This window comes from Bacillus sp. ISL-7 (assembly GCF_018613065.1).
In genome coordinates this window covers 284,585-298,344 of sequence record NZ_JAGGQW010000031.1, presented here as the reverse complement: position 1 = coordinate 298,344, position 13,760 = coordinate 284,585, and the positions used below count along the sequence as shown (strand labels likewise).

Below are 13,760 nucleotides of genomic sequence, written 5' to 3'. Positions count from 1 at the left end.
ATAGATAAAACAATTCTGAAAAATGGGAATTGACTTTTAAATAAACTGGTGATAATCTAACAAAAGAAGAAAAAAAAGGAAAGGGAGGGTTACAATAATGATTAAATTCAATCCAGCTTTTTTACCATTTGAATATTTGAATGTAACCTGTCCTGAAGAATTTTCCTGTTAATTTTAGACGCGAAAATTAATAAATGACAAAAACACAGGTTGCGTTTTATTTGATACGTAACGTGTGTTTTTTTGTCCCTTTTTTTAAAAGGAGGCATACTGCACTACTGCGGTATGTCTTTTTTTATAAATAAAAATGCTTTAAGGAGGTAAATTTGATGGGAAATTTAGAATTAGTCAGGATTGGAAATACAACGGAGGCGCTAGAAGGCGGATAGTAAAACATAAGGGGGCAGTCAGTTATGTTTGCGGTATTAAAAAAATTAAGTTGGTTCTTTAGAGAAAATTGGCAGCGATATATGATTGCCATTACGCTATTAATTTTAGTTGGTATTTTGGATGTGATGCCGCCAAAATTAATTGGAATGGCGATTGATGATATTCATATCGGTATTATAAGTAAACAGAAAATTCTCAGGTACCTCGGTATTCTTTTATTAATTACGGTGTCATCCTACGCGATCACCTATATATGGATGTATCGTTTATTTGGAGGGGCCTTCCTCGTTGAAAGGAAACTCAGGTCTCGATTTGTCAAGCACTTAATAAAAATGACCCCGGGATTTTATGAAAAAAATCGAACAGGGGACTTAATGGCACGTGCTACAAATGATTTAAAAGCCATCTCTATTACAGCAGGCTTTGGGATCCTAACCCTAGTGGATTCTAGCGTTTGGATGTTAACCTTGCTGTTGACAATGGGACTTTTCATTAGCTGGAAGTTAACATTAGCGGCTATTATCCCGCTGCCATTAATGGCCATTTTAATGAAAATTTATGGGAAAAGGATTCATACTCGCTTTATGGAAGCGCAGGATGCCTTCGGTGAACTGAATGACAGGGTGCTTGAATCTGTCGCAGGAGTAAGGGTCATCCGTGCTTTTGTTCAAGAAGCGGCTGATTGTAATCGGTTTCATCAACTCACGGAGGATGTTTATCATAAGAATATTAGGGTTGCAAAAATTGATGCCTTATTTGATCCCACGATAAAGGTGCTTGTAGGAATAAGCTATTTAATTGGTCTCGGGTATGGTGCTTATTTAGTTTTTCATCAAACGATTACATTAGGCAATCTGGTTTCCTTTAATGTGTATTTAGGGATGCTGATATGGCCAATGTTTGCTATTGGTGAGTTAATCAATGTGATGCAAAGAGGGAATGCCTCTCTAGACCGTGTGAATGAGATACTTAATTATAAGGTAGAAGTCGGCAATCCACTCGAACCTGTTGCAATCGCTACAGCGGATCGTATTGATTATCAAAAGGCAACCTTCAGGTATCCATCTTCTAAAAATGACAATCTAAAAAATGTGGATGTTAAACTTCTTCAGGGGCAAACATTAGGAATTGTAGGTAAAACGGGCTCAGGAAAGACCACCTTTATTAAGCAGTTATTAAGGCAATATCCACTTGGGACCGGTAAGGTATCTATTTCAGAGGTATCATTAGAGGAACAAACCTTGAATCAAGTCCGTAACTGGATTGGTTATGTGCCCCAAGATCATGTCCTGTTTTCTCGAAGTGTGAAAGACAATATTCTTTTCGGCAGGACAGATGCCAGCGACGAAGAGTTAGAAACAGCCATAGATTTAGCGGCGTTCCGTAAGGATCTTGAAATGCTTCCGGAAGGATTAGCTACGATGGTAGGAGAAAAGGGTGTGGCCTTATCAGGAGGGCAAAAACAACGTATTTCGATTGCCCGCGCGCTTATCAAAAATCCAGAAATCCTTATTCTTGATGATTCCTTATCAGCCGTTGATGCGAAAACAGAAAAACAAATTATTGATAATATCCGCTTGGTAAGAACAGATAAAACAACGATTATTACTACTCACCGAATGTCTGCTATCGAGCATGCAGACCATATTATCGTTCTAGATGAAGGCAGAATTGTTGAAGAGGGAACACATGAACAACTGATTGAACACAATGGGTGGTATAAGGAACAATTTATCCGCCAACAGATTGCAGGTAAGGTCGATGAGGGGGTATCAGCATGACAACTGGGAAGCGATTAACTAAGTACGCTTTTACTTATAAAAAAATTATTATAGCGGCATTGTTCATGCTGACCATTTCTGTCGGAACCGACCTTGCAGGACCGTTTATTGCTAAAAATATTATAGATCAGCATATATTAGGGATTGAATCTGTTTGGTATGAAACCGCAAGTGGCAATCGGGCAGTGAATTATGACGGGAAATTTTACACAAGAGAAAAGTATTTATCTATATCAGAACAAAAGGGAAAACAAATTCAAATTTTGCAAGTCGGTTCCAAGTTCGTTTTCATTGACCAAAGACTTGAATTTGATGGGAAGAGAAGCTTAAAAGCAGGAATTTTGGAGATTAAAAAAGGTGGACGAAAGGCAGAGTATCAGGCGAAAACCCTAAAGGGGTCTGAAATATTATCCTTTTACCAGCCAGAGATTCCAGCTATCTTTCAACTATTGGCCATCTATTTTGGACTCTTGGTTGTATCAGCCGTTTTTCAATACGGAGAACGTTTTTTATTACAAAAATCAGCCAACCGTATCATTCAAAAAATGCGAGAAGATGTCTATGGTCAGATACAACGGTTGCCGATTAATTATTTTGATAATTTGCCTGCAGGTAAAGTGGTAGCAAGAATCACGAATGATACAGAAGCAATCCGGGAGTTATATGTTACTGTTCTTGCTACCTTTTTTACTAGTGCCATATATATTACAGGAATATATGTTGCCTTGTTTATTTTGAATGGAAAGCTTGCAGCGATTTGTTTGTTATTATTGCCAATTCTATATGCATGGATGCTAATATACCGGAAGTATGCTTCTAAATATAACCGTGTCATCCGGTCTAGGAATAGCGATATAAATGCAACCATCAATGAGTCCATCCAAGGGATGAGTATTATTCAGGCGTTCAGTCGCGAAAAAGAAACAAAAGCAGATTTTGAAAAACTAAACCATGAGCATTTTACGTACCAGAATAAGCTATTAAGTTTAAATGCATTAACCTCTCATAATCTGGTTGGGATATTAAGAAATCTCATTTTTGTGGCATTTATTTGGTATTTCGGGGGCCAGGCGCTGAATACTTCAACTATCCTATCACTTGGGATGCTATATGCCTTTGTTGATTACATCAACCGCCTTTTCCAACCTGTTCAGGGGATTGTCAATCAATTGGCTAATTTAGAGCAGGCACTTGTGGCCGGTGAACGAGTATTCAAGTTGATGGATGAGCCAGGGGAAAATGTTAGTGGTGAGCGGATTGCTCGTTTTAAAGGGAATGTAAGATTTGATCATGTTTCGTTTGGATACAAAGAAGGAGAATTCGTGCTAAAGAATATTGATTTTGAAGCGAAGCAAGGTGAAACAATTGCCCTCGTGGGTCATTCAGGTTCTGGAAAAAGTTCAATCATGAATTTACTTTTCCGCTTTTATGATTGTCAAAAGGGGAAAATTACGATTGATGGAAGGGATATTGAATCCATCCCACGTCAAACGATCCGAAACCATATGGGCATCGTTTTACAGGATCCCTATCTATTTACAGGAACGATTGCTTCCAATGTAAGTCTTAATGATCCTTCGATGACAAAAGAAAAAATCGAGAAAGCATTAAAGGATGTTGGAGCAGAAAAGGTATTCAAAAATTTAGAAAATGGGTATGATGAACCTGTTCTTGAGAAAGGAAGCACCCTTTCGAGCGGGCAGCGGCAGATAATTTCTTTTGCCCGTGCGCTTAGCTTTAATCCTGCGATTCTAATTCTTGACGAAGCCACTTCTAGTATTGATACAGAGACAGAAGCAGTGATCCAAGAGGCTATGGATGTCCTGAAAAAAGGGAGAACAACCTTTATCATTGCCCACCGGTTATCAACGATTCGAAATGCCGATCAAATAATTGTATTGGATCGAGGGACGATCGTTGAAAAGGGATCACATGATGAATTGATGGGGAATAAGGGGAAATATTATCAGATGTACCAACTTCAGCAGGGCAGCACAGATCTGGCAGGATAGAAAAATGGCCCCTTAACGAAATTTGTTAAGGGGTCTTTTTTCAATAAGTAAGTCCCACTCGCGAGCCGATAAATTGTTTGTTAATAAGCTGCTTAAATACGAAATCAGCTGTATCGTAAATCGAGATGGAAGAAGGATGATCAGGTAAAAAGTCTTTTTCGTACCTGTAATATCCTTTTCTTTCGCCTATAGGTAAGTAGGTAGGACATACAACCGTCCAATCAAGTCCAGAATCTTTTAGCATTAAATAGGCTTTTAAGTGTTCCTCCGCATCACGAGTGCTTTTCCGTTTCGACTCAGAGGATTGAAATCGATATAAATGTGGGGCAGAACGAGCTTGCAGAATTCCTGCTGTACCAATTGTAATAATTCGGCTTATTTCCTGCTCTTTCATATGTTTAATGATTAATGGCATCGATCCAGACAGAGTAGTGGTGCCATCTGTATTTAATGCACTAATGACCACATCTGAACCTGTTAAGCTATTAGCAATATCTGTCTCATTTAGTACATTACCTGTCTTAACCTCAAGACCTGCACCATTACTATTTAGCTTTTTCATATCTCTCACTAGTGTAGTTATAGAATGTTGCTGGGACAAAGCATTTTCTAAAATGATCGAGCCTACCCTGCCCGTTGCACCAAATAGGCAAATGTTCACAAAAAGTTCACCTCTTAGTCAATAATGTGTAATAATCATCACTTGTCAAACCCGCCGCTTGTGATATTTTAAAAATGTTTAAGTATTTAATAAGATCGGGGTGGGATGTATATGTCAGAGTATTCAGTAGTACTATTGATCGGTAGTTTTTTAATCCTTTCTTATTATATCGGATATTCAATCATTAAACATTAAATTATTAACTGCAGACAAGTGTCTGCAGTTTTTTTATATAAGTAAATTGTAAATAGTTTAATAAAATGGATAGGAATGGGTATATATATTGAAGTATACGAATTTGTGAGGTGTGGATGACACGTGGAGAATTATCGAATCGAAAAAGATACGCTAGGTGAGGTTCGTGTGCCAGCAGATAAATATTGGGGTGCGCAAACACAACGAAGTAAGGAAAATTTTAAAATTGGCTCCGAAAAAATGCCATTGGAATTAATTTATGGCCTGGTTTTTATAAAAAAAGCTGCAGCAATCGTCAATTTTCAATTAGGAAAACTCAGCGAGAGGAAAATGAAGGCAATCATAAAAGTATGTGATTCTATTCATAACGGAGAGATGGATGAACATTTTCCATTGGTAGTTTGGCAAACAGGCAGTGGTACTCAATCCAATATGAACGTAAATGAAGTCATTGCCAATCGGGCGAATGAATATTTAAAAGAGCAAGAAGCCAATCTTGAAAAAATCCATCCGAATGATGATGTCAATTTGTCGCAAAGTTCCAATGACACCTTTCCGACAGCAATGCATATTGCTGCCTATACAAAAATAGTAGAGGATCTCCTGCCTGCTGTATCAGAATTAAAAAACACGCTGCTTGTAAAAGAGAAGGATTTTTCAAAAATAATCAAAATAGGTAGAACTCATTTGCAGGATGCAACACCACTAACGCTGGGACAAGAGATTAGCGGATGGCGGGTAATGCTTGAAAAATGTGAAAGGATGATAACAGAGGCAAACCAGTATCTGCTTGATTTGGCGATAGGAGGGACAGCTGTTGGTACAGGAATCAATGCTCCCTCACAGTTTGGTGACAAGGCTGCCGAGCAGCTTTCGATGCTCACAGGTTATCCATTCCGTTCCTCTGGGAATAAATTCCACGCATTAACAAGTCACGACGAAATTGTTCATGTTCATGGGGCGTTAAAGGCTTTGGCAGCTGATTTAATGAAAATGGCTAATGATGTCCGCTGGCTTGCTAGTGGGCCGCGCAGTGGAATCGGTGAACTTAGCATTCCCGCAAACGAGCCAGGAAGCTCCATTATGCCGGGGAAGGTTAATCCTACTCAGAGTGAAGCGTTGACGATGATTGCGTGCCAGGTTTTTGGGAATGACGCCGCCATTGGATTTGCGGCAAGCCAAGGGAATTTTGAGTTAAATGTGTTTAAACCAGTAATAATTAATAATTTTATCCAATCAATCAGGCTCCTTTCGGATGGAATTAATTCTTTTAATAAAAATTGTGCCTTAGGTCTCCATGCCAATGAAGAAATTATCAAAGAGCATGTAAACCGATCTTTGATGTTGGTTACAGCGTTAAATCCACATATTGGCTATGAAAAGGCCGCAGAAATTGCCAAACTTGCATTTAAAGATAATTGCTCATTAAGGGAGGCAGCCATAAAAATAGGCTATGTTTCAGAAGAACAATTTTCAAAATGGGTTAGACCTGAAAATATGATTTAAACAATGAAAGCCCCCTTCCAAAAGAAGGGGGCTTAGCCATAATATTTATTTGTATTTACTGGTTTTTCTAAAAATTAGCGTTGGAATCCGCCAAGTTGAGATTCAGCCATTGCTACAAGACGCTTTGTAATTTCTCCTCCAACAGAACCGTTGGCACGTGAAGTAGTATCGGCACCAAGATTTACACCAAATTCAGATGCAATTTCATACTTCATTTGACTAAGAGCTTGCTCGACACCTGGTACTAGAAGTTGATTAGAGTTGTTGTTAGCTGCCATAGTTGAATAACACTCCTCTTAATAAGTTTGGGGTCAGTATGGAGTTGAACCATAATGGAGATTAAACCATTGCCGCCTTGGCCTAACCCATGTTATCAATGTTACCTTTGATAAGCTTCTACAAATTGGAGATTCATTCATTGTCTTTTGTTTGGTTGGATGAGTCGGACTTGCACCGGCTATTACCCTTTTTGGTTTCATCCATCGTTGTAAGTAGGTGTTGCTTGCTTTGTAATACTTATTATGATTAAAACGGAAAGACTTATTCGAGAATTTAATTGGTAATTAATTCCATCACATATGGTTTGCAAGTTAACACAAACTAAGATTATCAACTAAAAAAAGGGTGAATAGGATGTCAGTATGCCCAGTATGTAATGGTTTTCGGGAAGCTTACTTATTATGTACAAGTTGCGGTGAGCCTATGATGGAGAATGGACGTCTTATGGATTTTTATGATGATTATAGTCCATACATGGAAATAGATCTAATGAAGATGGAGGATGGGTATCCAGATACAAATTCAGGTCAAAAGTGTCCCCATGTGTATCGATGTCCTTCCTGTAATAAAGAGGAAGTATTTTTTATAAAAGAATAAGCCCCGTTTCGTGAACGGGGCTTATCGGTTATTATTATGGGCGGATTCGTGATTCTGTTTCAACATCAAAGAAATGTGCTTTGTTCATATCAAATGCTAGTTCTAAAGTATCGCCAGGATGAATATCTCCACGGGAGTCAACGCGGGCTACGAAATCTTGGCCGCCAATACTTGAATAGATCATTAATTCTGCACCAGTTAACTCTGCAACATCAACGTTAGCATTAATTTTTGTACCTGCAGACGCATCAATGAAAACTGGCTCATCATGAATATCTTCAGGGCGAGTTCCAAGAATGATTGATTTTCCAACATAGCCTTGTTCACGAAGATATTTCATTTTTCCTTCAGGAACAGAAATAGATGTTTTTCCAATCACAAATTTTCCATCCTCTAGTTTTCCGTTAAAGAAGTTCATTGCTGGAGAGCCGATAAAGCCACCGACAAAGACATTCTCAGGCTTTTCATACACTTCTTTAGGTGAACCAACTTGTTGAATGACACCATCCTTCATAACAACTAGTCGAGTAGCCATTGTCATTGCTTCAGTTTGATCGTGCGTAACATAGATAGTAGTTGTATCTAAGCGGCGGTGAAGTTTTGCAATTTCAGCACGCATTTGAACACGAAGCTTTGCGTCTAGATTTGATAAAGGTTCATCCATTAAGAATACCTTTGCATCACGGACAATGGCTCTTCCTAATGCTACACGTTGACGCTGTCCACCAGATAGTGCTTTAGGTTTACGGGTTAAGTAAGCCTCTAAACCAAGAATTTTTGCAGCATCTTGTACACGACGATCAATTTCATCTTTAGGGAACTTGCGCAGTTTTAAACCGAATGCCATATTATCATATACCGTCATGTGTGGATAAAGAGCGTAGTTTTGGAAAACCATGGCGATATCACGATCTTTCGGTGCTACGTCGTTCACTCTTTTACCATCAATGTAAAAATCACCTTTTGAAATATCTTCAAGACCAGCAATCATTCGTAGTGTAGTAGATTTTCCGCACCCAGATGGGCCAACAAACACGATAAATTCCTTATCCTCAATATGTAAATTGAAGTCTTGAACAGCTGTTACTTTATTATCATAAATTTTATAAATGTGATCTAATTTTAACTCTGCCATTTGTAATTCCTCCCTTTATCTTGTTAACAATATTGTACAATTAGAGGTAAAAAATCAGTATGGACAGAGTGCACAAAGATTGAAAGCGCTTTTTTGGGCAGATTGTTACTTTTCTTTACTCTGCTCATATAGTAGACATGCTAAAAACACTGTAAAAGCACCGTAAAAATCCTTTAATTGGATTCCAGTTTTATCGATGAATTTATCGATCCGGTATTGAAGTGTATTTCTATGAATATACAACTTTTTTGCCGTTAAGCTGGCATTTAAATTATTTTCGAGAAAGACTTTTATAGTTGAATACATCTCTGTTTCTTCATTAAAGACTCCAAAGATTAATTGATTGACCCTTTGTTTTAAATCAGCCGGCAAGTGATAAGCTAAATAGGATGGGAAGACGCGCTCAAATGTAAAGATATTCAGGTGGGTCACAAGATTCGCAATCCCAAAAGAGAAGAATTCTTTCTCTTGAAGATATTTTGAGCGAAGTTGATCGGAAAAAGGATGGAACTTTCCGATAAAAAAAGAAATTTTTATATAAAAATCACTTTCTAATGTTTCAGTCATTGAAATCAAATCTTCCTCTGTAAGAGCAATCGCGTTGCCCTCTTCAATGACAATACCTCGACTGTGGTTTTCCCATATAATCATAATTTCTTCTGTAAAAAAACCTTTTAAGGCAGACTCAATTTCGCTTTGATTCGTATCATCGCTGTTAAATTGAAACTGAATGAAACGAAGATATGTCTCAGGTTTACAAGTAGGGAGAGGACCATCCAATAGTAAATAGGTATCCCATCCCTTTGCAGCGGAATTGCTCGAAGGATTTTTATATTCAACTAATTGGTAAATTGTTTTAAGAAGGGCTAATTCCTTTTCAGTTACCACACCTTTAGGAATGGCGATCCATTCGTTTTCAAACTCATTAAAGAAGATATAAAATTGTTCAGAGGGATTCACTGGCTTAACTGGAAACAAAATGGAATTCTCATAAATAGACAATAATTTTTTTAACATGGTTGATTTCCCCATTTTTTAATATTTACTTGATTCATTTATTATACCAGTAGTTGATAAAAGCAAGAAAATAATAAAGGCTAGCCTTTGTTAATGCGGGCTAGCCTCTCATATATGGTGGTTATAAAGATTAATCACATTCATAGGGTGGTTGTTCTTCAATGAACTCATGGGCTTCTTCGATATTAGTTGTATCATGGCGTGAATGGACAGAACCACCAGACATGCCTTCGTTAATCATCCGGTCCACATCCATGAACACCTTATCTCTGCCTTCATAAGCAGAACCTAAATCCGTTACCTTGTCTTTTCCTTTATCCATAACCATCATCCCTTTCCGTAAACTATTTCTAGTTTGTGGAAAAGGTGAGTTTTCATACACTTTAAAGATCCCGGCATTACATTATTCATAAACATGGTAAAGCATCAGCTCATGGATTTGGCTTGATAATGCCTCGATCTCATCTCGTTCAGGTACATTTGTTGTCCATTCTATATTCCCTGTTTGATGATAAATTCCTGTGACTCTTTGCTTTTTATGATAAAAGGAAAAATTCCATCCCGGAATATTTTTATTTTCAAATAATGGCTTGAATTGAAAGTGCATTAACATCGTGAAATCCCCCTTTTAATTTACTTACTATTAGCTTAACTTGTTTGGGAGATTTTTTAAATAGAATTTTCTGTCAATCTTTTCATCAGTTCTGATAATTTGATAGTTGGAGGAATAACCGGCAAAGTTGCTCAATTTTCTTTTCTTCTATTTCGTGTTCGTCAAAGCTCATGGGTTTGGAATTTACCTCGTAAATATAGTACTGACCCGTTTTACTTACCCCAGCGTCGATGGAAAATTCACCAAAATAGCCAAATCGTTCAGATAATGCCCTTCCAATATAAGGGATAATTGTTTCAATAAATTGATCATGCTTTTCAGAATGCAAAAGTTCATAGGGCAAGAGCCTCCCACCAGAGGGTATATGAGTAGTAATTCCTTGTTCTTGTGATTGCCTAATCCCAATCCCAGTTAAAATGTACTTACCATCATCTGCGTGGGCAAGAATACGAAAGTCAAAACGATTACCTTCGTATTCAGCTGATGTTATTTCCTCTTGGGCTAGGTAGTTTTTCTCAAGTAGCTCCTTGCCCCAGTTCTCCCAAAAATGATTAAAGGATTTATAAATTTCCTGAAGATAGATTCCTTCTAATTGAAGCTTGGAAGAACCCATCAACTTTAAGCGGAAAATCCCTTTTCCTTTTGATGATTGCGCAGGTTTTAAATATATGCTTATTTGCTTCTGCAGAAAAGTGATCAAGTCCTTTTTTTGCTGGATGAGGATTGTTTGCGGCAAAAAGGTTTGCAAATACGGATGGGTTTTAAGTAATTCATATAACTCAAATTTATCGATAAAACATGGATTGAAAAAAGGGATATTTTTCTCCTTTAAAATCGAAAAAAAACGTTGGTATTGCTCATTTTGTTCTGACTTTCGGAAAGGCACCCGATTATAAACCAGGTTTGGATAGGGGAATATTTCCTTAACCCAGTGATTTTTATCAGGTATATAGGTATAGCCAGTAATAAGATCTGTATCTACATCTTCGGGAGTAAAGACAAAGCTTATTCCATCAAGTGAAATAAGCTTCTTTTGTAATGCTATAAATAGCGGGCCATTACCCGCAATAGAACCATTTGATTTTCTCGCTGACATAATGCCAATCAGTGGCCCTGCTTGATTGGCTTTCATGTGAATAACTCCTCTGGGTGTAATAATGATTGCTCGGTAAGAAAGACAGCAAACGCAATGGACAATTTACGTGTTAGCAAATCAAAATCTTTCAATTCGGGATGAGCAAAGATTGTTCTTCCAGGTTTTGAATTTGCTTCAAAGAGCCAAACATCTCCATTTCGGTCGATACCTAAATCAAAACCAATCTCACCAATAATGCCTTCTACATTCCTATCCAAAGAACTGCTTAAAAGAAGGGCGGCATGAGAGAGTCTTTCTTTATACAAAGTACGTTCATCCCCTGAGAATATTTCTTCGAGCGTTTTAACATTACCACCGCTTCTTGTATGAGTGGTCACGCTGCCAGGGCCTGCGATTTTCGCTGCAATGGCTGATACATGCCAATTTCCCAGATCATCTTTATTCGTGTGGACGCGAAAATCAATTGGTCTTGATTCGCTTCTAAGTAAATTAATGCCCTGCTGTACCAACATTTTTTCAAGTGATTGATTGGCGAATACGATACCCATCAATCGTTCTAAACTTGAAAATCTTCGCAAACGGTTTACACCACTTTCATCTTGGTAGCGGCAAAAATAATCATCGGTGTGCTTGTCATATATTATTTGGTGAACACCTAAACCAAGACTGCCATTTTTAGGTTTAATAAAAACATGGCCATGGGTAGAAAGCATAGTCTCGATTGAGGAGAAGGATGTAAATGGAAGTGTTTCTGGTAGGAAGCTTGCAACTATGTCATCATGAATAAGCCTTTCATGAATATCAAGCTTGTTAAAAAATCCAGGATTATACCAAGGAATAAGGTATTCCTTTTGCAAGCGGTCACGCACCTTAATTAATTTTGGGTTATTTTCACTTCTCCGATTGGGCAGCCGATCATAAATAACATTAGGAAAAGGCACTTCAACCGTCTCCCATGCATTATTTTGAAAAATGTACCCTTCTATGATTCCTTGGTCCCAATCAATATGCTGTTCTCCAAATACAAAAGGTAAAGCACCCACCATTTTATTAACGGATAGAAGTTTTGAAAAGAACAATGTTCTTTCACCAATAGGTTCCAAAGGTAGAGAGGTAAATCCCGCTGTGAAAATACCTACAAGTGGACCGATAATAAGACTATGGTTTTTGAAAAAGACATGAAGTGGAGTGTTGAAATTAGGTAAATGGAGTGCTTTTTGAATTTCTCTGCTTATCGAAACCCGGTCATTCTTATCAGGATGAGGGATAAAATCAACTTCTATGGATCTCGAACCAAAGGCAATCCTTGTGATCTCTTTATCTTTAAGAAATGATGGAGGACAGAAAACAACTAATTGATCATTTTGAGCAACTTCAATGAGATAATGTTTTCTCATAATAGCTCTTCCTTTCTTTTGAATCAATCAGGGTTAAGTGTTTCCCGTAAAGCAAAGGCGCTAGGTTCAGAGAATCTTTAAGGTCTGGTTGAGTTTGCAAGAGCACTTTTCGCCCTGGTTTCGAATTTACATCCAAAATCCAGATTGAACCATTTTTCGCTATGCCAATATCTACTCCGAGTTCAAATAATGGTAAAAATGCATTTTCAAGAAGAGGAGGAAGATTGGTGAGAATGTATGTTAGTTCTTGATTAATATATTCCCTAGTAGCAGGTGGGAGAGAAGGTGACCAATCGGCAAAGGGGAGGACGGTCCCGCCAGCACTTAAATTTGATAAAATACCCCCAGTATTTCCTCTACGAATCCCTCTTCCTAATTCGTTCCATTTCCCATCCATATTTTTTTGCAGTAGGACGCGAATATCGAATGGCTGCAGTTGATTATTTGATAATTCAAGATAAGGTTGCAGTAAGTATTGACGATTACAAATGAGTGATTGTAACCACTGGGTTAGCTTCGTTTCATTTGGGAAAATCCGTGAAATAATCTTCTTTTGTTTTTCAGTTTTAACATGAAAGGATTTTTCGTTTTTTTTCAAATAGTAAATGCCATGCCCTTGAGATCCGTTAATGGGCTTTAAAATAATCCTTTTCTTTGTTGTTAATTCATTTAATACGATGTTAGTATCGGAAACAGATTGAGTTACAGGTAAGTAAGCCGATAAAACTGTTTTTCTTAATTCTTCATAGAGTTCCAGTTTATTTGGCAGCCCATACCCTAAAAAGGTTATGTCAGTTCTGGTCTTTAGCCAAGATACAATCGGAATGCATTGTTTGGAATGCTCATCATCACCGTAAAAACAACGGTCATAAATAATCGTTGGAATGTGAAATTCACTGTCGACCCAGGATTTTGTAGTTAAATTAAACTTTTCCCCTTTTACTTGAAGTGTCAGCGGATCTATTTTTGAAGGGATGAAACGGTAGCATTCCATCCCACAGGATTCTGCAAGGTTCGCGATTTCGTTTATATAGGACTGTTCACTTTCCATGCTAACTGTCATTATTCCAAATGCAATCAA

Annotated in this window: 13 protein-coding genes; 4 read left to right on the top strand and 9 right to left on the bottom strand. The window is 37.7% G+C overall.

Going from position 1 to position 13,760, the window contains the following annotated elements; translation table 11 throughout:
- Positions 1-413: 413 nt before the first annotated feature.
- Positions 414-2,171, top strand: coding sequence for an ABC transporter ATP-binding protein (locus J7E66_RS10795; RefSeq protein ID WP_214999902.1), 1,758 nt, complete (start codon positions 414-416; stop codon positions 2,169-2,171).
- Positions 2,168-4,183, top strand: coding sequence for an ABC transporter ATP-binding protein (locus tag J7E66_RS10790; RefSeq protein WP_214999900.1), 2,016 nt, complete (start codon positions 2,168-2,170; stop codon positions 4,181-4,183). Before J7E66_RS10795 ends, J7E66_RS10790 begins: the two co-directional genes overlap by 4 nt.
- Before the next feature lie 40 nt (positions 4,184-4,223).
- On the opposite strand, the gene J7E66_RS10785 is transcribed toward J7E66_RS10790, so the two are convergent.
- Positions 4,224-4,844, bottom strand: a complete 621-nt coding sequence (locus J7E66_RS10785) for an NAD(P)-dependent oxidoreductase (RefSeq protein ID WP_214999899.1) — start codon at positions 4,842-4,844, stop codon at positions 4,224-4,226.
- A gap of 318 nt (positions 4,845-5,162) precedes the next feature.
- Between J7E66_RS10785 and fumC the strand changes: the two genes are divergently transcribed.
- Positions 5,163-6,545, top strand: a complete 1,383-nt coding sequence (gene fumC / locus J7E66_RS10780) for a class II fumarate hydratase (protein WP_214999897.1) — start codon at positions 5,163-5,165, stop codon at positions 6,543-6,545.
- 74 nt (positions 6,546-6,619) lie between these two features.
- Here the strand turns inward: fumC and J7E66_RS10775 are convergent, their stop codons facing one another.
- Positions 6,620-6,823 (bottom strand): alpha/beta-type small acid-soluble spore protein, encoded by a 204-nt coding sequence (locus J7E66_RS10775; RefSeq protein WP_168242404.1) that lies wholly within the window; start codon positions 6,821-6,823, stop codon positions 6,620-6,622.
- A gap of 355 nt (positions 6,824-7,178) precedes the next feature.
- Between J7E66_RS10775 and J7E66_RS10770 the strand changes: the two genes are divergently transcribed.
- The gene (locus J7E66_RS10770; RefSeq protein WP_168242405.1) at positions 7,179-7,421 is read left to right on the top strand and encodes a hypothetical protein; all 243 of its coding nucleotides are present in this window, start codon (positions 7,179-7,181) and stop codon (positions 7,419-7,421) included.
- 34 nt (positions 7,422-7,455) lie between these two features.
- On the opposite strand, the gene J7E66_RS10765 is transcribed toward J7E66_RS10770, so the two are convergent.
- From J7E66_RS10765 to J7E66_RS10735, 7 genes are all read right to left on the bottom strand, one after another.
- On the bottom strand, positions 7,456-8,556 hold the full coding sequence (locus J7E66_RS10765) for an ABC transporter ATP-binding protein (RefSeq protein WP_168242406.1): 1,101 nt from the start codon (positions 8,554-8,556) through the stop codon (positions 7,456-7,458).
- A gap of 105 nt (positions 8,557-8,661) precedes the next feature.
- A complete protein-coding gene (locus J7E66_RS10760; protein ID WP_214999895.1) occupies positions 8,662-9,573 on the bottom strand; it encodes a PucR family transcriptional regulator in 912 nt (303 codons plus the stop codon).
- A gap of 130 nt (positions 9,574-9,703) precedes the next feature.
- The gene (locus tag J7E66_RS10755) at positions 9,704-9,895 is read right to left on the bottom strand and encodes a hypothetical protein (RefSeq protein WP_214999893.1); all 192 of its coding nucleotides are present in this window, start codon (positions 9,893-9,895) and stop codon (positions 9,704-9,706) included.
- 81 nt (positions 9,896-9,976) lie between these two features.
- A complete protein-coding gene (locus J7E66_RS10750; protein ID WP_088085981.1) occupies positions 9,977-10,186 on the bottom strand; it encodes a YheE family protein in 210 nt (69 codons plus the stop codon).
- Positions 10,187-10,271: 85 nt separating this feature from the next.
- Positions 10,272-11,318, bottom strand: coding sequence for a YheC/YheD family endospore coat-associated protein (locus J7E66_RS10745; RefSeq protein ID WP_214999892.1), 1,047 nt, complete (start codon positions 11,316-11,318; stop codon positions 10,272-10,274).
- Positions 11,315-12,679 carry a YheC/YheD family endospore coat-associated protein gene (locus J7E66_RS10740; protein ID WP_214999890.1) on the bottom strand — a complete coding sequence of 455 codons (1,365 nt, stop codon included), beginning with the start codon at positions 12,677-12,679 and terminating at the stop codon, positions 11,315-11,317. Before J7E66_RS10740 ends, J7E66_RS10745 begins: the two co-directional genes overlap by 4 nt.
- On the bottom strand, positions 12,657-13,760 hold the full coding sequence (locus J7E66_RS10735) for a YheC/YheD family endospore coat-associated protein (protein ID WP_214999888.1): 1,104 nt from the start codon (positions 13,758-13,760) through the stop codon (positions 12,657-12,659). The genes J7E66_RS10740 and J7E66_RS10735 overlap by 23 nt, the downstream gene beginning before the upstream one ends.